We start from the raw sequence: 21,484 nt of genomic DNA, 5'->3' as shown, positions 1-21,484 counted from the left end.
GACTGCGCGAAGACGCTTAGTTCTTGACCATCTGACGCAGAACGTACTGCAAGATGCCGCCGTGGCGGAAGTAGTCAGCCTCACCCGGGGTGTCGATGCGGACGTCAGCATCGAACTCCACGGCCTCGCCGGATTCCTTGGTAGCGGTTACGTGGACGGTCTTCGGGATGGAGCCATCGTTGAAGGCGGAGATGCCCTCGATGTCGAAGGTCTCCGTACCATCCAGGCCCAAGGACTCGTGGGACTCGCCCTGCGGGAACTGCAGTGGGATAACGCCCATGCCAATCAGGTTGGAACGGTGGATACGCTCGAAGGACTCAGTGATAACAGCCTTCACACCAAGCAGGTTGGTGCCCTTAGCTGCCCAGTCGCGGGAAGAGCCAGTACCGTACTCCTTACCAGCAATGACAACGAGCGGAATGCCGGCTTCCTTATAGTTCTGGCAAGCATCGAAGATGAAGGCCTGCGGGCCGCCTTCCTGGGTGAAGTCACGGGTGTAGCCACCGGTGACGTCGACCAGCTGGTTGGCCAGGCGAATATTTGCGAAGGTACCGCGCATCATAACCTCGTGGTTACCGCGACGGGAGCCCAGGGAATTGTAGTCCTGCCGGGCAACGCCGTTTTCATCGAGGTACTGCGCAGCCGGGGTGCCCGGCTTAATAGCGGAAGCAGGGGAGATGTGGTCAGTGGTGACGGAATCGCCCAGCTTTGCCAGAACGCGTGCACCCTTGATGTCTTCAACCGGGTTCGGCTCGGTTGGCATGCCGTCGAAGTAAGGAGCCTTGCGGATGTAGGTGGAATCCTCATCCCACTTGAAGGTCTCGCCCTCCGGCACGTCCAGGTTGCGCCAAGCTTCGTCGCCCTTGAATACGTCGGCGTAGTCAGCCTCGTACATCTCGCGAGAGATAGCGGACTGGATGGTGTCCTCAATCTCCTGCGGGGATGGCCAAATGTCCTTCAGGAAGACATCGTTGCCTTCCTTATCCTGACCCAGCGGCTGTGCATCAAAGTCAAAGTCCATGGTACCGGCGATGGCGTAGGCGATGACCATGATTGGAGAAGCCAAGTAGTTCATCTTGACATCCGGGGAGATACGACCCTCAAAGTTGCGGTTACCGGAAAGGACCGCGGTCGCAGCGAGGTCATTCTCGTTGATGGCTGCAGAAACCTCGTCCGGCAGTGGGCCGGAGTTACCAATACAGGTGGTGCAGCCGAAGCCGGAGAGATAGAAGCCCATGGCTTCGAGATCCTTCCACAGGTCTGCACGCTGGAAGTAGCCATCAACAACCTGGGAGCCAGGAGCACAGATGGTCTTAACCCATGGCTTGGACTGCAGACCCTTTTCTGCTGCCTTACGGGCGATAAGGCCTGCGCCCACCATGACGGATGGGTTAGAGGTGTTGGTACAGGAAGTGATGGAGGCAATGGCAACCATGCCGTGGTCCAAGGTGAACTCGCCACCGTTTTGGGACTCAACGGTAATTGGGTTGGAGTGACGGCCCTTCGCGCCGGTAGCCGAGGACTCGCCGTGACCCTCACGAGCCTTGTTCAAGCCGCCGGTGACGTCTTCCATAACTGGAGCGCCGCCTTCTGCGGACATGCGCTTTGCCTCGACAGTGGATTCGTCAACGCAAACCTCGTCGGTGGTGTAGTTAGCCAGATCCTTGCGGAACTGCTCCTTAGCCTCGGTCAGCAGGATGCGGTCCTGCGGGCGCTTCGGGCCGGCAATGGAAGGAACAACGGTGGACAGGTCCAGCTCGAGGTACTCGGAGTACTTTGCCTCTGGAGCGTCCTCCTCCAGCCACATTCCCTGCGCCTTGGCGTAGGCCTCGACGCGGTCGATCTGCTCCTGCGGGCGGCCGGTGAGCTCGAGGTACTTGGTGGTCTCCTCGTCAATCGGGAAGATCGCAGCGGTGGAACCGAACTCAGGGGACATGTTACCGATGGTGGCGCGGTTTGCCAGCGGGACAGACTTAACACCGTTGCCATAGAACTCAACGAACTTCTGAACAACGCCGTGCTCGCGCAGCATCTCGGTGATGGTAAGAACGACGTCGGTTGCAGTAACGCCGGTAGGAATCTCACCGGTCAGCTTGAAGCCTACGACCTTCGGGATAAGCATGGATACCGGCTGGCCGAGCATGGCAGCCTCTGCCTCGATGCCGCCGACGCCCCAGCCCAGAATGCCCAGGCCGTTTTCCATGGTGGTGTGGGAGTCGGTACCGATACAGGTATCCGGGTAAGCAAGGCCCTCGTTGTCGAATACAACGCGGGACAGGTACTCGATGTTCACCTGGTGGACGATGCCGGTTCCCGGAGGAACTACGCGGAAGTTGGAGAAGTTCTCAGCACCCCAGCGGAGGAACTGGTAGCGCTCTTCGTTGCGCTGGTACTCAATTTCAACGTTCTTTTCCAGCGCATCGGTAGAGCCGAAAGCTTCAACGATGACGGAGTGGTCAATGACCATTTCGGCCGGGTTGAGAGGGTTAACCTGATCTGGGGTGCCACCCAGTGCGGAGACGGCCTCACGCATGGTAGCGAGGTCAACAACGCAAGGAACACCAGTAAAGTCCTGCATGAGGACGCGCGCCGGGGTGAACTGGATTTCGGTGTCCGGTTCTGCCTCCGGAGCCCAGTTTGCCAAGGCGTTAATGTGATCCTTGGTTACGTTCTTGCCGTCCTCGTTACGCAGCAGGTTTTCTGCCAGCACCTTGAGGGAGTAAGGCAACTTCTCCAAGCCGGAGACGGTGTTGATGTCAAAGTAGTCATAAGACTTGCCGTTGACGTCAAGGGTCTTCTTGGCCTCGAAGGAGTTCAAGCTTTCAGTCACAGGGAGCTCCATTCCTTGTTAATAAACAGTGTGTTCTGTTTGGTACTCGCCGCCTTTCGTCACAGCGGGGCAGTGCTCAGCGTCAACGGTCACGAGTGTGACTCGACGCGACCATGGGGCCTGCTGTGTTGAAGGCGACAAAGAACGCGATGGTTCACCTAGATATTGTAGAGGCTAAAACCTTCGGTCGCTGCCATTGTAACAGTACAAGCGTTCTGTTTTCACCTTTTTGAGAAATTCGGCGAGTTGAGGGGATGGACGTCTGTGGCCCGCCCGTATCTTGGGGGAGAAGAAGTTTAGGAGCCCTATATATAAGGAAGAGATACGCATGGTTCCCGCGGGCGTAGATGTAGCTGATTTGGCAGGCCAGCTGGAAGAGGACGGCGTGGCCTACACGTCCCCAACGCTCAGCCAAGATGCACAGCTCAACGCGGAGGTAGCTCAAGGCTTGCGAGACGGTGACGGAGTGGCCGTGGTTGATGTGGTGGCTGATCGTGCACCTGATGTCCGTGACATTGCCCAAGAGCTCCAGGATGCGACAGGTTTGAACACCGTCATCGTACAAACCCCTCGCCATGTTTCTTCCGTTAGTGACACTTATAGCCGCGCTGACATTGAGTCGGTACAGGCGCAGATCCCGCCTGGGGTTGAACAAGTAGACCTTCTGTCTGAGTACTACAGGGGGCTAGACCAAATCAGCTTCCCGGTCGGCGCAGTGGTAGGGGCAGTTGCCGTAATCGCCGTGATTGTATTGGTTGGCTCTTTCCTAGCGGCCGGCCGTCGCAAGCCCTAATAGTTGAAAAGGATCTACGGAAGCTGAGGGTGCGAGCCGGCCAGTAATGAAAGCCGGGCGAGAAGCGTGGAACATGGCCTTCCAGAATTCGACAAATAGTACCTGAAAATTAATTTTGTTCGAGAAAGTATTGCGTTAGAGGGTGAAACTTTTGCGAGCCTTTGATGCGCGGAAAATTCGGGCAACTGGCCCGAAGGCGTGTACTGAAGAACTCCGGGCGAATGTGGATGACGCAGTTTCGTTCACTCACGGGGTGCCGGGAGAGTCGGTTGCGGATTGGGGAGGCAGAAGTTCGGCCTGGACTTAGCGTGAGCCGGATGCCTAATTGGGGACCGTGGATGGGGCGGGGGAGTGGTCAAAGTAAACCCTTAGGGGTTGACATCCGGTGGGGGAGTGGTTCAGTTGGCCTGGTCGTGGTCAGACTCGGGGTTGGTAGAGCGTATGGGCTCCGGTTTGATAGTGATTAAAGTCACAATAACGGGACGGTAACAAAATCATTGCAGGTTAGGTGCACATGTTGAGTCATGTGAATTAACTTGACTCACGTGAATTGCGGGAAAATTGTGCGAAACGGGCGTGTCGTGACGTAAGGTTCGGGTGTCGACTCAGGAGACATTTCTTGCTTCCTGGGTTCATGGGCTTAGCCTTGACTGTCACGAGAGAACTCGCACGGGTATGTGGGGAAGCACGCCTCGAGCGAAAGTTAGAACGTCGAGTGGCCGTTCTTGGAAGTCAATGAACCGGGACCTTTCGATAGCGATTGGGAACGCAGGCAAAGAACTTGAGCGATTACAATGTTCGAAAAATTACACATCAACCCACCTTCCGTTTATGAGGTGAGACGGGTTCATTAGAACTCCACCGTGTGGAAATTTTGGTGCGAACCTTTATATGGCTAAGGCTGAAAGCCTGTTGTTGCAGAAGGTGCGTACGGAGAGGTCCATAGGGATAGGGTCTGGGAACGCCGAATCACTCCACAAGGGTCAGCTTCGTGCGGCCTGTTCATGGTTTGTGGCTGCTTGCCCTCGACGGCTCGGTAGTACTAAAAGGCTAGACCTTTTGGGTTCCGGTCGGCGCCGCGGCGAGGTCTGCCAGAACCCGTAGAGCAGTTCTCACGGTGCTCAGTGCAACGAAGACGTGATCGGGGCATACGGAATCGCGGGTTGTTAGACGCATCCTGGAGCGTATGTCGCGCACAGCGAAGAATAGAAGTGGATTTCGCAGTCGTGGGAATTTGTTTGAACAGAGAATAGTTGTAGACCATTTGTGGCCGACTTGTCGGACTCACGCAAGTAGACTTTTAGGCTCTCTTGTCGGAGCACTAGTTGGCTGGATATCGCTGTTGTGGGGAAACAGTAGCGGTTAGAGTCATCCAGTATCGGCGCAGCAATCGTCCTCAACTCTCTCTAGTTCCAACATGAAAGCCCTAAGTCTGCTGAGCGTCCACAGAATGTGCACACCCGGAGTGAAGTCTCAGCCAATGTAGGCAGTCCAATACCAGTTACCGCTCTAGTGTCTGCGGGCGCTAGGGGATAGTTTCGCGTAGCTATAGATATCTAGTCGAAGCGATTTCCTAGGCCACCCAATAAGGCATGCGATAACGCCTGTGTTTGTGCGAAATATGCAGGCGGGGAGCCCGGGCATACCTATGTCCGGAGGTCTTCGTGGACTCTCACAAAAGGAGCAGGGTGGGCCCAAACTAGGAGTATTTCAGTGGCCACCATTCGCCTTCCGCGCATTCGACATGTTCGCGCTTTCATTGCTGCAGTAGCAGGTACCGCAGCCATTTCAACACTTTCCACCGTAGCCCCAGCAGGCGCCGATGAAGTATCGACGCCAAATCCGGGTTCGGTCCAGGACCAAGAGTCAGACCACGTAGCAATTGACCGTGCGGTTGCCAATGCAGATTCGCTGCAGGCCGCTGTGGAGGAGTCCCGGGCAGAGCTAGGTCGCGCGGAAGCAGATGTTTCCGGAGCGGAAGACCGTATTGCTCAGATCCGAACCCAATTGGAACAAGTGAACGGCGAGCCGGGCACTAATGAAGAGTACGTTGCCAGCTTGGAAGATGAGCTGCGCCAGGCCGGTGAGGAAAAGCGAGAAGCCGAGAATCGGGTTGCGCAGGAGCGTCGGGAGCTGGCCCAGAATGAAGCGCGACTAAACGCTACCCAAAGGTTTGCGGAGGCCACTTTTGCCCGCCAGCAGCAGGCTGCGCCCCAAGAGGAGGCAGCAAGCGGGATGCAGCTCTCGCAGCAGGATTCTCTTCCAACCTCGCCAAATCAAGTTGATAATCTTGATTCTGCAGCTCCGGCTAACGCCTTTACGGTCAATTCTGAAGACTTGACTTCCGAGGACAAGTCTCAGGGCTTTACGGATGAGGTAGTAGATCGGGGATCGCTTGAGGCTCCTGGCAGTGCGGACGTTGCCGATAATCCGGAGGCTCCATCCGTTGCTGAGCAGGATAAGACTACTCCAGAAGCGGACTTTGGAAACGCCCTCAACAAGGGTGCTACTCCGACGTTCCAGAACGTCGATTTCGGCACTGGGTCCTCTGTTAACGATGCGCTCGGACTTGCGAATGATATCGCTGCAGCCGTTGATGAGGACGATGTGCGCACCCTCATGCAGGGCTCTTCTGACTTGCTTGGTTTGGGCAGTCCGAACACTGCACCTGCCGCCAATGTTGATGCTCCCGAATTGGATGAGGTAACTGAGTCCGAGGAAACCACCACTGGTGCAGACGCGGGCCGAGACGCTCAGATCGAGGCCGTGATTTCTCGCGCTGAGTCTCAGGTCGGCGTCCCTTATGTGTGGGGTGGCGGCGATAATAATGGTCCAACCGGCGGTCTTCGAGACGGTGGCGTGGCTGATTCCTTCGGCGACTTCGGCCAGTCTGGCTTCGACTGCTCGGGACTAGTTAAGTATGCCTACGCGGCAGCCGGCCTGGACCTTCCTCACTACACTGGTGCGCAGTACCAGCAGGGCAAGAAGATTCCTCGCGAGAACGCACAGCGTGGTGACCTTATCTTCTACGGAGCTGGTGGAAGCCAGCACGTAGCTATCTACCTAGGCGACGGCCAAATGATTGAAGCGCCACAGTCTGGTCAGACTGTTTCAGTAGTCCCAGTACGCTGGGGTGGCGCTACTCCGGATGTCGTGCGCCTTCTCTAATCTCCAACTTTTGGTTGGTATGGTTTAGGGCATGACTGACGCACAACAGAATGCCCAAAACTTCGACGCCCTCCTCGTTCTTTCTTTCGGTGGCCCGGAAGGAAACGAGGAGGTCGTTCCTTTTTTGGAGAACGTTACCCAAGGTCGAGGTATCCCTCGCGAGCGGCTAGAAGTGGTGGGCGAGCATTATTACCACTTCGGGGGTGTAAGTCCGCTCAATGCACTTAACCGAGAAATCATCGATCATGTCGAAGGGGAGCTGAAAAAACGCGGACATAATCTACCTGTCTACTTTGGCAATCGAAATTGGCATCCCTTTGCCGGCGAGACTGCGGAGAAGATGTCTCAGGACGGGGTGCGCAAGGTAGCCGTCTTCGCTACCTCTGCATGGGGTGGGTACTCCGCATGCCGGCAATATGATGAGGATATTCAGCAGATGCGCGAGCATCTGGCGGAGCAGGGTTTGCCGGACATTGAATTTACTAAGATTCGCCAATTCTTCGATCATCCGAAGTTCGTGGTCGAAATGGCAGCCGCCGTCACAGAGGTCTGGGGACAGGTTCCGGAAGAAAAGAAGGAATCCACTCGCATGCTGTTTACCGCCCATTCGGTTCCCGTCGCGCACGATAACGTGGGCGGTGTGGAAGGCGATAAAAACCTTTACTCCCGCCAGGTAGCAGAGGCGTCGCGGTTGGTGGCGTCGCAGGCAGGTATTTCTGACTACGACCTCGTATGGCAGTCACGTTCGGGCAACCCACGCACTCCGTGGCTCGAGCCAGACATTGTTGATCACACCACAGATATTCACCATAACGAAGGTATCGACACGGTAGTGGTGTGTCCGATTGGCTTCATCTCTGATCATATGGAGGTTATCTGGGATCTCGATTCCGAGCTGCAGAAGGCGGCAGACGAGATGGGTGTCAAGGTCCTGCGCACCCGGACAGCGGGTCCGACTCCACGGTTTGCGGAGATGGTCGTTGATCTCATCGATGAGCTAGAGCAGGGCCGCGAGTGGGAGACCAGCGGGAGTGTCACGGTGCAAGGGTGCACAGTCAATGGTGCACCGTGTGCGGCGGGGTGCTGCGATATCTGGTCCCGTTAACGGGCAAATTCTCCCAGCGCATAAGACACGCCTGTCATGCGGGCCTGGCGTATGTGGCGCCACAAGCGAAGCAATTGTGGGTCAAGGCTGTGGTCATTGATGCGGTCAGTGACGGTTTCGATGATTGCGGCTACCCGATCGGCTCGGGCAAAGAGCTTGGCTGCTCGAGCTGGCGTTGAGTGGGGAAGGCCAGGTGTGTCATAGAAGTCGCTCAGGGTTCCCACGGTGAGGCGGGGGTTGGGCAAGGCCTCGGTGGTATACCCGGTTGCGGCGATGAGATCGGCGGACTCATTGGTTGCTTGAGAGAGGAGCGCATCAGCTTCACCGGGGCTTAGCCAGGCGGGCGCGGGGAGCTGCTGCTTTTCGACGACCACTTGCCACGCTGTATGGCTGTGGTGAATGTGGGCGATGAGGACTAAGTTACGCAAGGGATCATTGGTACGAACTATGATTGCCCCGGCAGAACTTTGTGCGGCCGCGCGATAAGACTCCGATCCTGCCGGCAATGCAGGCGGCTCGCCTGGCCCGGACAGTGCGAGGCGCACAATAGGCTCTGCACGTACACCGCGATGAGCCGTAAGCTCGGAGGTCTCCGCGCGCAGCATGGCTAGCAGATCGACGAAGGGGGATTCGTCCCAGCATTCTGGACGTCCGCCAAGCTCAGTAAGCGCGTCCAGCAAGTCATCGGTGGTTTCATGTCCCCATAGCCACGAGCCAAGCCAGACGGCGGTGTTTTGTAAAGGTGACCATACTTCGGCGCGCATATCCATGGCGAGCCAGTCTAGTAGATAGACTAACGGGCCATGAGTTTTGATCCTTATGGCGGAGATATTTTTGCTGGCCACTCGCGGTCGAAGCCGCGCCAGTACCCGGAAGTACCAGCCGAGCGCGGAATGGTAGTGGAAGTGCGCGGCGATGACTTTGTGGGGGCTGTTATGGGCGTGGACAAAACCGTTTTCGGTGAGGTGGTACGCCTTGAGGATCGCCACGGCGTAGAACGGGTCTTTAACCTTGTCAAAGGCGGGTTCCTAGTGGAAGGCAAGCCAGTGACGCTTACCCGGTACGTCGAAAAGCAGGCTCCCCGTAAGTCTAACTCCGGCTCCCGCCGCGTAGAAAACGTGGAGGCTAAGGTCGCCGCGCCGTCGCGAATTTGGGTAGAAGGCGTGCATGATGCCGCCATTGTGGAAAAAGTGTGGGGTCACGACCTGCGTGTGGAAGGCGTGGTCGTCGAATACCTCGAGGGCTTGGACAACTTAAAGGCGCGCCTCGCAGAGTTTCAGCCAGGGCCGGGCCGCAGGGTCGGCGTATTGGCGGATCACTTGGTTCAAGGCTCTAAGGAAACCCGATTAACGGAAACCGTGGGAGAGCATGTCCTGGTAACTGGACACCCCTTCATCGATATCTGGGCGGCGGTAAAGCCGCAGCGCGTAGGACTGCGCGAATGGCCAGATGTGCCCTACGGCGAGGATTGGAAAACTGGTATTTGCCGCCGCGTAGGGTGGAGCGACCCGAAGGATGGGTGGCGTCATGTCTATAACGCCGTGCATTCTTTCCGCGACCTAGACTCCAGCCTGATCGGCGCCGTGGAGCGCCTCGTGGACTTCGTTACTACACCTGAGCTGAGTAAATCTGACTTGCTCTAGGGATGGGCAAGGTTGGCGCGTTCAATGAGGTTGACGGCCAACTGCCACCCCGCCATCTCGGCGCTCCAGCCGGCCGCTTGGAGGCGTTGTGACATGGCCTGCTTGGAAATTCCTAGCTCTTCGGCGGCCTCATTCTGGTTGAGTCCTGCGCGGACGAGCGAGGTTGCTTCGCGCCCTTCGATGGTGCGCTTGTGGAGGACGTACCCAAGCAGGGCAAAGGTGGCCGCGATATCACTCGCCTCCGAGGCGCGGCCGCGTTTATTGAGTTTGGCGTAGACCTGCCCCATGCGGGCGGACTTCCGCAATGCGGCGGTTGCTATCTGGCGCGCGCCTTCCTCATCTTCTTGGTTGCCGGGGCTAATGCCGATGCCGATGGCCCAGTCGCCGTCGGCAAGCAAAGCCATGACCACGTCGCACACGGCAGTTGCTGAATCTACTACGGCGCAAATATCTTCCACGCCGAGCACGTGGAACTCGCCCACACCATTGAGGGTGGATAGCGCCGTTGCAGAGCGTTGGACCAACTCTGCGCGACGCACGGAGCGGCCCCGGTAGCGAGCGTGGACAGCAAGCACAGAAAATCCTCCTTAAGGAACCAATTGCGAAATAGTCTACCGCTCGTACTTGACTTATGGGCGAGTGGGTAGACGTGAATCCATATACAGCCCGCCCATACCGATGGTGGCAAAAGCCACCATGGCGATAATGATGCCGGGCGAGGAGTGGCCTGTGAGGGCATCGCCGAAGAAGACGCCGAGGGCAGTAGTCGGGATGGAACCGAGGAGAGTGGCCACGGTGAAATGGCTAAGCTTCACGGGTGTTAGTGCGGCAACATAATTCAAGAGACTGAAGGGGACGCCGGCCACCATTCGCAGCGAAGCGATGGCCAGCCAGCCGCGCCGCTCTAAGTGGGCATTGATTTTAAACACTGCGGGGTGGGTTAGGTGCGGGCGGATCCAGTCTCCAAGGAGCGTGCGGACGATGAGGAGCGACAGGGCCGCTGACACCGTCAAGGCGCACAAGGAGAGGGCGAGGCCCTTCCATGGGCCAAAAAGTATTCCTGCGGCTACCGTCCAGAAGGTCCGTGGAAAGGGAAGCTGCGTAAATATGACATAACCTAGGGTGAAAAGGAGGGGAAACCACGCGCCATAGCGGGTGGAGGCGTCGCGAAGCTGGGACACGTCCGGCAGATCGAAGAAATAAAGGAGGGTGGCGCCGACGACGATGGCGGCGAGGACGGTGATCCAACGCGGCATCGACCACTGGAGAATTGACCGCCAAGCGGATCGGGCGAGCGACATGAGGAAATGGCCGAAGCTGCGCGCCCAACTCAAAACTGTGGTCATGGGGGAGATCGTAGTCCTTGTGGGGGTACTGAATAGAAAAATCCGGCGGCTACCTCAGTGGTAACCGCCGGTCCGTGGTGCCCGAGGGGGGACTTGAACCCCCACGTCCGTTAATAGGACACTAGCACCTCAAGCTAGCGCGTCTGCCATTCCGCCACCCGGGCAGGGTGTTTATCAGCCTCTCGGCTGGGCACTCCGATACTGTATCCTGCTCGAGGCTTGCTTTACAAATCGCCTGCGTGTGGCGTGAAAAAGCTACCGTTGGCGGCGTGTGGAAATACATGGTTGTAAGTCTGGTTGGGGGCTTTCCGCGTGTGCGGCAAGTAATATGCAGGGCGCGGCGGGTACACCACATCGACAGCGGCTTGTGAGGTGGGGTACAAATGGGTCTATGACTTCTTACGCAGATGATTCCCGCTTTCCTGGTCCAGATCCTTACGCACCGCTGCGCGATGTCCCTTCCTTCGTTCTCTCGTCCACCGATGTGGTGGAAGGAGACGAGCTGCAGGAAAAGGTCCGCGCCCCAGAGAGCGTATCGCCTCAGCTTGCGTGGTCCGGACTGCCGGAAGGCACTAAGTCCCTGGCCGTGACCTGTTTCGACCCAGATGCGCCAACGGCTTCTGGTTTCTGGCACTGGGCAGCGTTCAATATCCCCGTCGAGGTAAGCGAGCTGCCTACCAATGCCGGTGCCGCCGAGGACTTGGGTATCGATGGCGTCATCAGCTTGCGCAACGACTCGGGCGAGCGCACCTACTTCGGCGCTAACCCGCCTGCCGGACACGCCCCGCACCGCTACCTCTATGCCGTCCATGCAGTCGACGTAGAAAAGCTCGACATCGACCCAGATGCTTCGCCGACCGTGCTTGGGTTCAACCTGCATTTCCACGCTCTTGGCCGCGCCATTTTGTGGGGCTGGTACGAGGCAAAGTAATGGCGAGTAGCTCTACTTCATCGCAGCCTAGTCCGCCGACGGCGCTGCGGGTGGGCGGCGCTTTCATGGTGGTCGCATTCGTGCTGGTGCTCTTTGCGTTAATCTCCGTTTTCACGGATGGGTGGGGCGCCGATTTCGAATGGACGTATTCCAAAGTGGCGATTATTGTCGCCGCGGTCATCGTCGGGGCCTTTAGCACCATGAGCAAAAGTCAGGCGGGAAGCCGCGCGCAAGTTGCAGCATTGGTGATCGCCATTGTGATCATTGCAGCAAGCCGCTTTGTGCCCGGCGATATCCTATTCACTCAACCACAGTTTTGGGTCGTGTTCTACGCCGGCTTCGCGGTGTTGTGCGCACTGGTTCTCAAGCGCAGCGCTATGGCGCAGACCTAGTCAGCACCGCAAAGACAAAGGGTCCGCCTACTTCCTCTGCGTGCAGCAGGAGAAGTAGGCGGACCTTGTGTTGTGCAACCTTGGTCTGGACTAATCCAAGGGCTTCCAGGGGAGGCCGGACCCTACGGCCTGGGAAATATTGCTCAAACCGTGGGCACGGATTTGAGCGGCAATGCCGCGGTGGATATCGCGGATCCAGTCCGGACCGCCGTAGATGAGACCTGTGTAGCCTTGCAGCAGGGAAGCACCGGAAGTGATGCGCTCCCATGCCTGTTCTGGCGTGGAGATGCCGCCCACGGAGATGAGGGTGAGCTGGCCGCCGACTCGCTCATTAAGGCGGCGCAGTACCTCTAGGGAGCGCTCAGCTACCGGAGGTCCAGATACGCCACCGGCACCCATCTCCTTTACCTCGGCGGCTGAGGTCTTGAGCCCCTCGCGGGAAATGGTGGTATTTGTCGCTACGATTCCGTCGAGGCCTAGTTCGAGGGCTAGGTCTGCCACGGCGTCAACGTCGGCATCGGAAAGATCTGGGGCAATTTTCACCAGCACCGGAACCGCGGTGCATTCTTGCACGGCGGAGAGAATAGGGCGCAGTGATTCCACTGCTTGCAGGTCGCGCAGGCCCGGGGTGTTCGGCGAGGAAACGTTGACCACCAAGAACTCTGCCAAATCGCCCAACACCGACGCGGAGCGGCGGTAGTCTTCCACTGCATGCTCGGCAGGGGTGACTTTGGTTTTGCCAATATTGATGCCAATGACATCGCTGTAGCGACGCTTGCGCAGGTTTTCCGCGGCGGCTGCCGCACCTTTATTGTTAAAGCCCATCCGGTTCAAGATGGCCTTATCGGCCTTCAGGCGGAAGAGCCGCGGAGCAGGATTGCCGGGCTGTGCTTGGGCGGTGACGGTGCCCAACTCTGCAAAGCCAAAGCCAATGGGAGCCCACGTATCAGCGGCCGCGGCGTTTTTATCAAACCCGGCGGCAAGTCCCAACGGGCGGGGGAATTCTACTCCGAAGACCTCTTGGCGCAGCACTGGATCGTTGACCGGCAGGATCTTTGCCAGGGCCCGGTTGGCTGGCCCGGCGGCTTGGAGTCCGCTGAGCGCAGTGTTGATAATCTCGTGGATGCGCTCCGGGCTCAGTGTGAACATGCCCCGCAAGGCAAGCTGGTAAGCCTGCGCGCGCAATTGGTCAATAGTGCTGGTCATGGTGTTAAGACTCCTTTTTCAGGTGCGGGGTGTCCACGAACTGCAGCCCGTGGCCGGTGGCGGAGGCGGCGACAAAGGTGCCGTCGCCAAGCAGGGCAATATTCTGCGCATCCGGCACGGTCGAGAGATCTGCGCGCAGCTCTGGTACGCCTTTGCCAATTTTATAGGCATAAGCCTTATTGGTATCGGTGGCGCTCACCCACGCTAGATTGCGCTTATTGTCCCAGGCTACGCCCCATGGGGCGCCCTCTACGTTGCCGTATTGATGCAGGCGGACGACGTCATCAGAGGTGTAGATGGCCAAGCGGCCGCCCTCGGTATCGGAGGCGAGGACCACGCCGTTATCGCCCACCGCGATGCTGCCGACTCCCTGGCCAACGCGCAGTCGGCCGCCCGCGCGATCATTCGTCCAGTCCACGTTTTGGATGGTGGAATCCTCTCGGTGGATGCGTACCACTCCGTCATCGCCTGAGGAATTGGGCACGGCCAATAGCTGGTCCGAGCCGGCTTCCACCTCGATATCACCGTCGCGCTTTCCGTCCTTATAGATGCCTACCGTGGTGGAATCGGCCGAGGTGGCAAAGATCTCGCCGCTGGATAGCTGGGTGGCGGCGGTAACGGGGGAGTCCTCCTCCATGTGGACCTCCTGGGGAGAATCCGGGGATGCAGGATCGATGAGGAGAACCTTATCCGGGCAGGCGAGGACGAAGCCCGACTCCGAAGAGCTAAGGTCACCACACTCTGCAGAAATGTTTAGCGAGGTAGCCTTCTCCCCTTCAAAATCCTTCTGGCTTCCGATGAGAAGCTCGTCCTTGGTGCGCACTGCCAGCGAGTCATCAAAGGCGGCAAGGTCAGTGATGTCTGCCTTAAGGTCGACCACGGTGCCTTCCGGATCCGCCTTAACCGGGGAGGCCGCTGGGGTGGCATTGCCCTTGACCGCGGTCTCTGGATCGGCGCCCACGCCCACGTCGGGCTGGCAGGCGGCCAACGCGGTGGCGCTCAGCGCCAGCAAACTGGAAAGGATAAGTGCGGAGCCAGGTTGAGATTTCACGGCTACTAATCCTAACAGCGCGCGTTGTAAAAACTCGAAGCCCAGCGCGGCTGTAGTGTGAAGCGGGTGATTTCTAATACCGCAACTGACGCTGTTTCTTGGGCGCAGGTCATTGTTTTGTCCATCGTGCAGGGGCTTACCGAGTTTCTTCCGGTAAGTTCCTCCGGTCACCTGCGCATTGTTTCCGAGCTTTTTTGGGGCAACGACGCCGGCGCGTCCTTCACCGCAGTTATCCAGCTGGGAACGGAGTTGGCTGTGCTGGTCTATTTCGCCCCAATGATTTGGCAGATTCTCTCCGGCTGGTTCCGCGGCTGGGCCGATAAGGCCTCTCGTGGCCAGGACTGGCGCATGGGGTGGATGGTCATCGTGGGTTCCATTCCCATCGGCATCATCGGCTACGCATTCGAGGATGCGATTCGCGGCGCCCTGCGCAACCTGTGGATTACCGCCGCAATGCTCATCCTTTTTTCCTTCGTCTTCATCGCCGCAGAAAAACTGGGTAAGAAGGAACGCAGTTTTGACCAGTTGACCATGAAAGACGCCATTATTATGGGCCTGTGCCAATGCTTGGCGCTCATCCCGGGTGTCTCCCGCTCCGGCGGCACCATTTCCGGTGGTCTATTCCTGGGACTGGACCGCGAGGTGGCTACTCGCTTTAGCTTCTTGCTCGCCATTCCAGCCGTGCTGGCTTCGGGGCTTTTCTCGCTTCCCGACGCCTTTTCTCCCGAATCCGGCCAGTCCGCCTCCGGTCTGCAGCTTCTCGTTGGCACCGGCATCGCCTTTCTACTGGGCTACGCCTCCATTGCGTGGCTGCTGAAGTTTGTGGGCAACCACTCCTTCTCTTGGTTTGCCGCTTACCGCATCCCGGTCGGCGTGCTCGTCATGATCCTCTTGGCATTGGGAGTCCTGCAGCCGCTCTAAGGCACGCCGCGTTAGTATGGTGGCTATGCATTCTTGGCCAACACCTTCCTTCCGTCCTGTGCCGGGTGATGCGGCACAGCTGCGCTTGTACGATTCTGCGAACCAAACCATCGCTCCCGTAGAGGTCGCAGGGGATACCGCCACCATGTACGTGTGTGGCATCACGCCCTATGACTCCACCCACTTGGGCCATGCCGCCACCTACCTGACCTTTGACCTCATCTACCGTGCGTTCCTGGATGCCGGGAAGAAGGTTCACTACGTCCAAAACATCACCGACGTCGATGATCCGCTATTCGAACGTGCCGAACGCGACGGTGTAGATTGGCGCGAGCTCGGCACTTCTCAAATTGACCTCTTCCGCTCCGATATGGAGCTACTCTCCGTTTTCCCGCCGCAGGACTATATCGGCGCTATGGAAGCCGTCGATGAAATCGTGGAAATGGTACAGAAGCTTCTCGACGCCGGAGCGGCCTACGTCGTAGACGACCCCGAGCACCCAGATATCTATGCCTCCATCGAAGCCACCGAGCACTTTGGTTATGAGTCCAATTACTCTGTCGAAGAGATGCGCACCTTCTTTGCCGAGCGCGGCGGCGATCCCGATCGCCCAGGGAAAAAGAATCCGCTCGACGCACTCATCTGGCGAGCCCACCGCGAGGGCGAACCAGCCTGGGAGTCGCCCTTTGGGCCTGGCCGCCCAGGCTGGCATATTGAATGTTCCGCCATCGCTACCAACCGCTTGGGTTCTTCCTTTGATATCCAGGGTGGCGGCAGCGACCTGAAGTTCCCACACCATGAGTTTTCCGCTGCCCACGCCGAGGCCGCCCTCAACGTTGATCGCATGGCACAGTTCTACGTGCATACCGGCATGATTGGCCTCGACGGGGTCAAGATGTCTAAGTCCTTGGGTAACCTCGTCTTCGTCCACAAGCTCGTCGGAGCGGGTGAGGATCCCTCCGCTATCCGCTTGGGCGTCTTCTCAGGCCATTACCGCGACGAGCGCGACTGGTCCGACGAGGTGCTCGACGGCGCTAAGCGCCGCCTCGCCGCATGGCGGGAGGCTCTTGAGCACCCGGGAAGCATGGCAGGGGCCGAAGAGGTCGTCGCCAAGCTGCGTGCCGCAATCGCGAACGACCTTGATACCCCGGCCGCGCTCGCTGCCGTGGATGAGTGGGCGGAGGCCGACCGTGGCACGGACGAGGACGGCGCGGCCGATTTGGTTCGCACCGCACTAAATTCGCTCCTCGGCGTGCAGGCTTAGGCAAGATAGGGCAGTATCTACAGCATGAGCATTCGCGCCGATTTCCAGCCCACCGTAGATGAGTTCATTAGTGACCTGAAGTCCTTCGCCACCGGCGATTACCTCAAGGAAGAGGAAAAGGAGTTTTGGGAGGCACCGTTTGACGCCAACGTCCTCCCAGAGCTGCGCGGCCACCTTGAGCAGATGCTCGATGGGCTGGATGCACTTCCGGACGATCCTGACGGACCACAGCTGGTCACCGTCTTGTCCAAGACCGTTCGTAAGTTGGCAGATTTTAATCGCGCTCAGCACGATGCCGTTCTCGAGCCAGAGGAGAAGGAAGAGCTCTCTGAGCTTATCTATAACGCCAGTGCGGCCACCGGAGCAGACGACGAAGCCCTGTCGCAGATTCCGGAACTGGACTTTTAGTTCTGCCCCTTCCGCCTTAGTAAGTGCCAGCTCGCGCTAACTACGCGGCTGGCACTTAGCGCCGTGTGCTTGCACTGTAGACGGCGACACTATTTCCTTCCTGATAGAGAAAGCTAGCTTTATTCTCGTGCCGCACTCCACCGCCGCCTCCAGCCTGACTAAGCCCGCCGCCATCTTTTGGGATATGGATGGCACCCTCACCAATTCGGAGCCCCTCTGGGCGGAGGCCACATTTTATCTTTCAGAACTGCTGGGCAAACGGCTCACTCCCTCCCAACGCCTGGCTACTGTGGGCGCGACCTTTGATACCACCTTGGCAATCTGTGCGGATAATGCGGGGGTGACGCTGCAACCTGGTGACAGCGAGCGTTACCGCGCCCGAATGTTTGACTATGTCAAAGGCCTTTTTGCTCGTCAGCTGGAGATCTTCCCGGGAATCCCCGCACTGCTTCAGGAACTGAAAGCCGATGGGGTGCCCATGATGGTCACGACCAATACCGAGCGCAATGTCGCTGACGCTGCCATCACTGCGTTGGGGCGGGACTATTTCGTCGATACTATCTGCGGGGATGAGGTTCCTGCCGGCAAACCAGCGCCGGATATGTACCGCGAGGCTGCCCGCCGCATTGGAGCAGATCCCGCGGAGTGCTTAGTTTTCGAAGATTCCGCAACCGGCATGCGCGCCGCAGTTGATGCCGGCTGTGCGGTGATCGGACTGCCAGAAGATAACCAGGTTGAGATACCGCCAGAGGTCACCGAAATTTCTCGCCTCCGCGATTCGCGGCATCTCGCTGGGGCTAAGGCCACCGACGTATATGAGTGGTTCGCTAAGATTTCGGCGGGGCAGTAGAAATTTAGAGTTCCCCCTACATTCTTTAACTACCTGTGGAACAATAGGTAGGCGTGAAGAACTTTGAGACTCTTTTTGCCGAATTAGCCGAGAAGGCCGACCAGCGTCCAGCTGGTTCTGGCACCGTTGCCGCGCTAGATAAAGGCGAGCATTTCATCGGTAAAAAGATCATCGAAGAAGCCGGGGAAGTATGGATCGCCGCCGAATATCAGTCCGACGATGAGCTGGCAGAAGAAATGTCCCAGCTGCTTTATTGGACCCAGGTCATGATGCTCAAACGCGGGCTTACCCCTGAAGGCCTTTATAAGTACTTCTAGGTAACCCCCACAGGATGGAAGGATCCGCATGATCAAGATAGCTGTACCCAATAAGGGCTCGTTGTCAGAAGCTGCCGTGGAGATCCTTACAGAGGCCGGTTACAAGGGTCGCGGACATTCCAAGACGCTCAACGTAGTGGATTCCGATAACGGGGTCGAGTTCTTTTTCCTGCGGCCGAAAGATATCGCCATCTATGTCGCCCGCGGGGTCTTAGACCTAGGCATTACGGGCCGAGACTTGGCACTTGACTCTAAAGCGAGCTTTGATGAAGTGCTGCCTTTAGGCTTCGGTGGCTCCACGTTCCGGTACGCAGCCCCGCAGGGGGAGGAGTGGGATATCTCTCAACTGGCCGGGCGGCGGATCGCGACGTCGTACCCCAATCTTGTCCGCGCAAACCTCGCCACACATGGGATTGAGGCCGATGTTATTCGATTGGACGGCGCCGTAGAGATCTCCATTCGTCTAGGGGTTGCCGATGTTATTGCTGATGTCGTGTCAACTGGTACTACTTTGCGCCAACAAGGCCTAGCGCCGTTCGGGGAGCCAATCATTGAATCCGAGGCGGTAGTCATTAAGCGCACGGGGGTAGAGGTCACCGAGGAAGAGCAGGTAGTGCTCGACCGCATTCAGGGAATTCTGCACGCTCGCACATATCTAATGATCGACTACAACATTGCTCAATCCAACCTCGACGCAGCCGCTGGTATTACTCCAGGATTAACCGGTCCTACGGTGTCGCCGTTGACGCGGGAGAATTGGGTGGCAGTGCGAGCGATGGTTCCGAAGAAGCAAGCAAACCAAGTTATGGACGGACTTTCCCAACTCGGTGCGGAAGCGATTTTGGCTTCCGATTTACGCATCGCCCGCTTTTAGGGGGATCAATTTCTCTGGGTCGGCCCAAATAGATTCAGTCGTGGCTAACATTAGCGCTTGAGGTTACTCATTCGAATATAAGTCTCGACAGGCAAAGGAGCCGAGCCATCATGGCAAAGTCCTCTAAGAAAGAAGAAAAGGACACCAAGTCTGCAGCAAAGGACGTGAAGAAGAAGGAAGCTGACACTTCCACTCACGCAGCACAGCAGAAGGTGGCCGAACAAAAGGCACCTAAGAACTCCAGCAAGAAGACTCGTACCGAGACCGACCTTCTTGGCTCTTTGGAGGTACCCGCTGACGCTTACTACGGTGTGCACACCGTACGCGCCATGGAGAACTTCCAGATTTCTTATGTGACCATCAACACCATCCCGCACTTCATTCGCGGCATGGTCCAGGTCAAGAAGGCGGCCGCCATGGCAAACCGCCGCCTCCACGTACTGCCCAAGAAGAAGGCTGAAGCCATCATCTGGGCCTGCGACCAGATTCTGGAAGAGGGCCGCTGCATGGATCAGTTCCCTCTGGACGTTTTCCAGGGTGGTGCTGGTACTTCGCTGAACATGAACACCAACGAGGTTGTTGCCAACCTCGCGCTGGAGTACCTCGGTGAGGAGAAGGGCTCCTATGACATCATCAACCCGAATGATGATGTGAACATGTCCCAGTCCACCAACGATGCTTACCCGACCGGCTTCCGTTTGGGTCTGCACGCAGCAGTTGATCACCTCATTGAGCGCATGGATGGTCTGCGTGCCGCATTCCAGGTCAAGGGCAATGAGTTCCAGGACATCCTGAAGATGGGTCGTACTCAGCTTCAGGATGCGGTTCCGATGACCTTGGGCGATGAGTTCAAGGGCTTTGCCAATAACCTGAACGAGGAGCAGGCATTGCTGCGCGATGCCCAGCGCCGCCTACTCGAGATCAACTTGGGCGCAACCGCAATCGGCACCGGCGTGAACACCCCGGCCGGCTACCGCCACCAGGTCACCGCAGCTCTGTCTGAGGTCACCGGCCTGGAAATGAAGACCGCCCGCGATCTCATTGAGGCAACCTCTGACTGTGGTGCATACGTGCTGCTGCACGCCACCATCAAGCGCGCCGCGATGAAGCTCGCCAAGATCTGTAATGACCTGCGCCTGCTGTCTTCCGGCCCACGCGCTGGCCTGGCTGAAATCAACCTGCCTGCCCGTCAGGCCGGCTCCTCCATCATGCCGGGTAAGGTTAACCCAGTTATCCCGGAGGTTGTGAACCAGACCTGCTTCAAGATCTTCGGCAATGACCACGTCGTCACCATGGCCGCTGAGGCTGGTCAGCTGCAGCTCAACGTCATGGAGCCGGTCATCGGCGAGGCACTGTTCCAGTCCATTCGCATCATGGGTAACGCCGTCGATGCCCTGCGCGAAAAGTGCGTCACCGGAATCACCGCCAACCCGGATGTCTGCCGTGCCTACGTGGAAAACTCCATCGGTATCGTCACCTACCTCAACCCGTTCATCGGCCACCACAACGGTGACCTGATTGCCAAGGAGTCCCTGGAGACCGGCAAGGGCGTCAAGGAACTCGTCCTGGAGAAGGGCCTGCTGGATGAAGCAACCTTGAACAAGGTCCTGTCCGTTGAAAACCTCATGCACCCAGAGTTCCGCGGTCAGCTCTTCATCGACGAGGACTAAAGTCGCGGCTTTTGAGAAGCAGTAGGGCATAGCGCCCCACATAGAAGCCCCCATGGTCTCTGCCATTTTCTCTTGGCGTACAAGGAAAACTGGCGAAGGCTGCGGGGGTCTTTTGCGTGTTTGGAATCGGCTTGAGTTCAGAGGGTCGTTGCAACACTTTCCCTTAGGAGGGTGTTGTTGTGTCTGAGATTATTGGCCCGTTTCATTCGTTGTCTGAATCGGATCGTCGTGGCTTAGTTGCCTTGGTTGGCAGTGGGCGTAGTGTCCGTTCGGCGGCTGGTGAGCTTGGTTGTCATTACGGGCATGCTTTGAATTTTTGTCATGCCTTTGGATTGCCAGTCGTGTTTAAAGCCAAACGAGTTGATCGCCGCGGTAGCCAGGCTTTCCAGCTTGTAGAGCTAGTCCGAAGCGGACTGTCGGTACGCCAAGCTGCTAAAAGATGTGGGATGCATCTTTCTGCGGCTTATGCCGTAGCTACGGAAGCTGGGTGCCATATCCGGTTGAGTCAGTATGCTCGGAAAGTCCGCCAGACGCAGTTAAGAGTGGAATATCTGCGCCTTCGGCTGGCGAGCCTGCCTGGTGGTGATGCTGGCGCGGCAGTAGGAATTGATCGTCGACTGCGTTTAGATTTCGAAAAAGGACTCACCAAATCCCAGGGTCGACGAGAAGAGTTCATACCCGTCGGCGAAGACGCCAGCACGTATAACAGACTTAT

The 21,484-nt window shown here is 57.8% G+C and carries 19 protein-coding genes, 1 tRNA gene and 1 pseudogene; 14 read left to right on the top strand and 7 right to left on the bottom strand.

All coding sequences use genetic code 11. The features are described from left to right. Window positions 1–16: 16 nt before the first annotated feature. A complete protein-coding gene (gene can, locus MHY24_RS06725) occupies window positions 17–2,830 on the bottom strand; it encodes an aconitate hydratase (protein ID WP_239228801.1) in 2,814 nt (937 codons plus the stop codon). Window positions 2,831–3,158: 328 nt separating this feature from the next. On the opposite strand from can, the gene MHY24_RS06720 reads away from it, so the two are divergent. The 3 genes from MHY24_RS06720 to MHY24_RS06710 all read left to right on the top strand — a co-directional run bounded on the left by MHY24_RS06720 (window position 3,159) and on the right by MHY24_RS06710 (window position 7,896). Beyond that, window positions 3,159–3,623, top strand: coding sequence for a DUF6676 family protein (locus MHY24_RS06720; protein ID WP_239228800.1), 465 nt, complete (start codon window positions 3,159–3,161; stop codon window positions 3,621–3,623). A 1,713-nt stretch (window positions 3,624–5,336) separates the two neighbouring features. Then, window positions 5,337–6,791, top strand: coding sequence for an NlpC/P60 family protein (locus MHY24_RS12165; RefSeq protein WP_239228799.1), 1,455 nt, complete (start codon window positions 5,337–5,339; stop codon window positions 6,789–6,791). 31 nt (window positions 6,792–6,822) lie between these two features. Then, window positions 6,823–7,896, top strand: a complete 1,074-nt coding sequence (locus tag MHY24_RS06710) for a ferrochelatase (RefSeq protein ID WP_239191935.1) — start codon at window positions 6,823–6,825, stop codon at window positions 7,894–7,896. On the opposite strand, the gene MHY24_RS06705 is transcribed toward MHY24_RS06710, so the two are convergent. After that, window positions 7,893–8,666, bottom strand: a complete 774-nt coding sequence (locus tag MHY24_RS06705) for a hypothetical protein (RefSeq protein ID WP_239228798.1) — start codon at window positions 8,664–8,666, stop codon at window positions 7,893–7,895. The two genes, MHY24_RS06710 and MHY24_RS06705, sit on opposite strands and share 4 nt — an antisense overlap. A gap of 33 nt (window positions 8,667–8,699) precedes the next feature. On the opposite strand from MHY24_RS06705, the gene MHY24_RS06700 reads away from it, so the two are divergent. Then, entirely contained in the window at window positions 8,700–9,539 is an 840-nt protein-coding gene (locus tag MHY24_RS06700) for a DUF3097 domain-containing protein (protein WP_239228797.1), read from the top strand. Here MHY24_RS06700 and MHY24_RS06695 read toward each other — a convergent pair. From MHY24_RS06695 to MHY24_RS06685, 3 genes are all read right to left on the bottom strand, one after another. Beyond that, window positions 9,536–10,114: a MarR family transcriptional regulator gene (locus tag MHY24_RS06695; protein WP_239228796.1), complete on the bottom strand. Its 579-nt coding sequence runs from the start codon at window positions 10,112–10,114 to the stop codon at window positions 9,536–9,538. The genes MHY24_RS06700 and MHY24_RS06695 overlap by 4 nt on opposite strands. A 54-nt stretch (window positions 10,115–10,168) precedes the next feature. Then, window positions 10,169–10,885 (bottom strand): TVP38/TMEM64 family protein, encoded by a 717-nt coding sequence (locus MHY24_RS06690; RefSeq protein WP_239228795.1) that lies wholly within the window; start codon window positions 10,883–10,885, stop codon window positions 10,169–10,171. A gap of 75 nt (window positions 10,886–10,960) precedes the next feature. Then, window positions 10,961–11,049 (bottom strand) — tRNA-Leu (locus tag MHY24_RS06685). 227 nt (window positions 11,050–11,276) lie between these two features. On the opposite strand from MHY24_RS06685, the gene MHY24_RS06680 reads away from it, so the two are divergent. Further along, window positions 11,277–11,816, top strand: a complete 540-nt coding sequence (locus MHY24_RS06680; protein WP_239228794.1) for a YbhB/YbcL family Raf kinase inhibitor-like protein — start codon at window positions 11,277–11,279, stop codon at window positions 11,814–11,816. A gap of 65 nt (window positions 11,817–11,881) precedes the next feature. After that, a complete protein-coding gene (locus tag MHY24_RS06675; protein WP_239228793.1) occupies window positions 11,882–12,208 on the top strand; it encodes a hypothetical protein in 327 nt (108 codons plus the stop codon). 90 nt (window positions 12,209–12,298) lie between these two features. Here the strand turns inward: MHY24_RS06675 and MHY24_RS06670 are convergent, their stop codons facing one another. Together MHY24_RS06670 and MHY24_RS06665 are read right to left on the bottom strand one after the other, a co-directional pair. Further along, on the bottom strand, window positions 12,299–13,414 hold the full coding sequence (locus MHY24_RS06670) for a quinone-dependent dihydroorotate dehydrogenase (protein ID WP_239228792.1): 1,116 nt from the start codon (window positions 13,412–13,414) through the stop codon (window positions 12,299–12,301). A 4-nt stretch (window positions 13,415–13,418) separates the two neighbouring features. Continuing rightward, entirely contained in the window at window positions 13,419–14,465 is a 1,047-nt protein-coding gene (locus tag MHY24_RS06665) for a hypothetical protein (RefSeq protein WP_239228791.1), read from the bottom strand. Between the two features lie 66 nt (window positions 14,466–14,531). On the opposite strand from MHY24_RS06665, the gene MHY24_RS06660 reads away from it, so the two are divergent. The 8 genes and pseudogenes from MHY24_RS06660 to MHY24_RS06625 all read left to right on the top strand — a co-directional run. Next, window positions 14,532–15,386: an undecaprenyl-diphosphate phosphatase gene (locus MHY24_RS06660; protein ID WP_239228790.1), complete on the top strand. Its 855-nt coding sequence runs from the start codon at window positions 14,532–14,534 to the stop codon at window positions 15,384–15,386. 25 nt (window positions 15,387–15,411) lie between these two features. Further along, window positions 15,412–16,650: a cysteine--1-D-myo-inosityl 2-amino-2-deoxy-alpha-D-glucopyranoside ligase gene (gene mshC, locus MHY24_RS06655; RefSeq protein ID WP_239228789.1), complete on the top strand. Its 1,239-nt coding sequence runs from the start codon at window positions 15,412–15,414 to the stop codon at window positions 16,648–16,650. A gap of 24 nt (window positions 16,651–16,674) precedes the next feature. After that, the gene (locus tag MHY24_RS06650; protein WP_005324796.1) at window positions 16,675–17,058 is read left to right on the top strand and encodes a hypothetical protein; all 384 of its coding nucleotides are present in this window, start codon (window positions 16,675–16,677) and stop codon (window positions 17,056–17,058) included. Between the two features lie 127 nt (window positions 17,059–17,185). Further along, on the top strand, window positions 17,186–17,908 hold the full coding sequence (locus MHY24_RS06645; protein WP_367398053.1) for an HAD family hydrolase: 723 nt from the start codon (window positions 17,186–17,188) through the stop codon (window positions 17,906–17,908). A 53-nt stretch (window positions 17,909–17,961) separates the two neighbouring features. Next, window positions 17,962–18,225: a phosphoribosyl-ATP diphosphatase gene (locus tag MHY24_RS06640; RefSeq protein ID WP_239228788.1), complete on the top strand. Its 264-nt coding sequence runs from the start codon at window positions 17,962–17,964 to the stop codon at window positions 18,223–18,225. A gap of 28 nt (window positions 18,226–18,253) precedes the next feature. Continuing rightward, entirely contained in the window at window positions 18,254–19,099 is an 846-nt protein-coding gene (hisG, locus tag MHY24_RS06635; protein ID WP_239228787.1) for an ATP phosphoribosyltransferase, read from the top strand. A gap of 110 nt (window positions 19,100–19,209) precedes the next feature. Beyond that, window positions 19,210–20,769, top strand: a complete 1,560-nt coding sequence (gene aspA / locus MHY24_RS06630) for an aspartate ammonia-lyase (RefSeq protein ID WP_005324790.1) — start codon at window positions 19,210–19,212, stop codon at window positions 20,767–20,769. Between the two features lie 179 nt (window positions 20,770–20,948). After that, window positions 20,949–21,484, top strand: a pseudogene (locus tag MHY24_RS06625) (IS30 family transposase); the annotation flags it as partial.

The sequence above is a fragment of the Corynebacterium sp. ACRPQ genome (assembly GCF_022347225.1).
Classification (GTDB): Bacteria; Actinomycetota; Actinomycetes; order Mycobacteriales; family Mycobacteriaceae; genus Corynebacterium; species Corynebacterium tuberculostearicum_D.
Note: the sequence above shows the minus strand (reverse complement) of the source record. Positions and strands in the feature narration are given on the sequence as shown.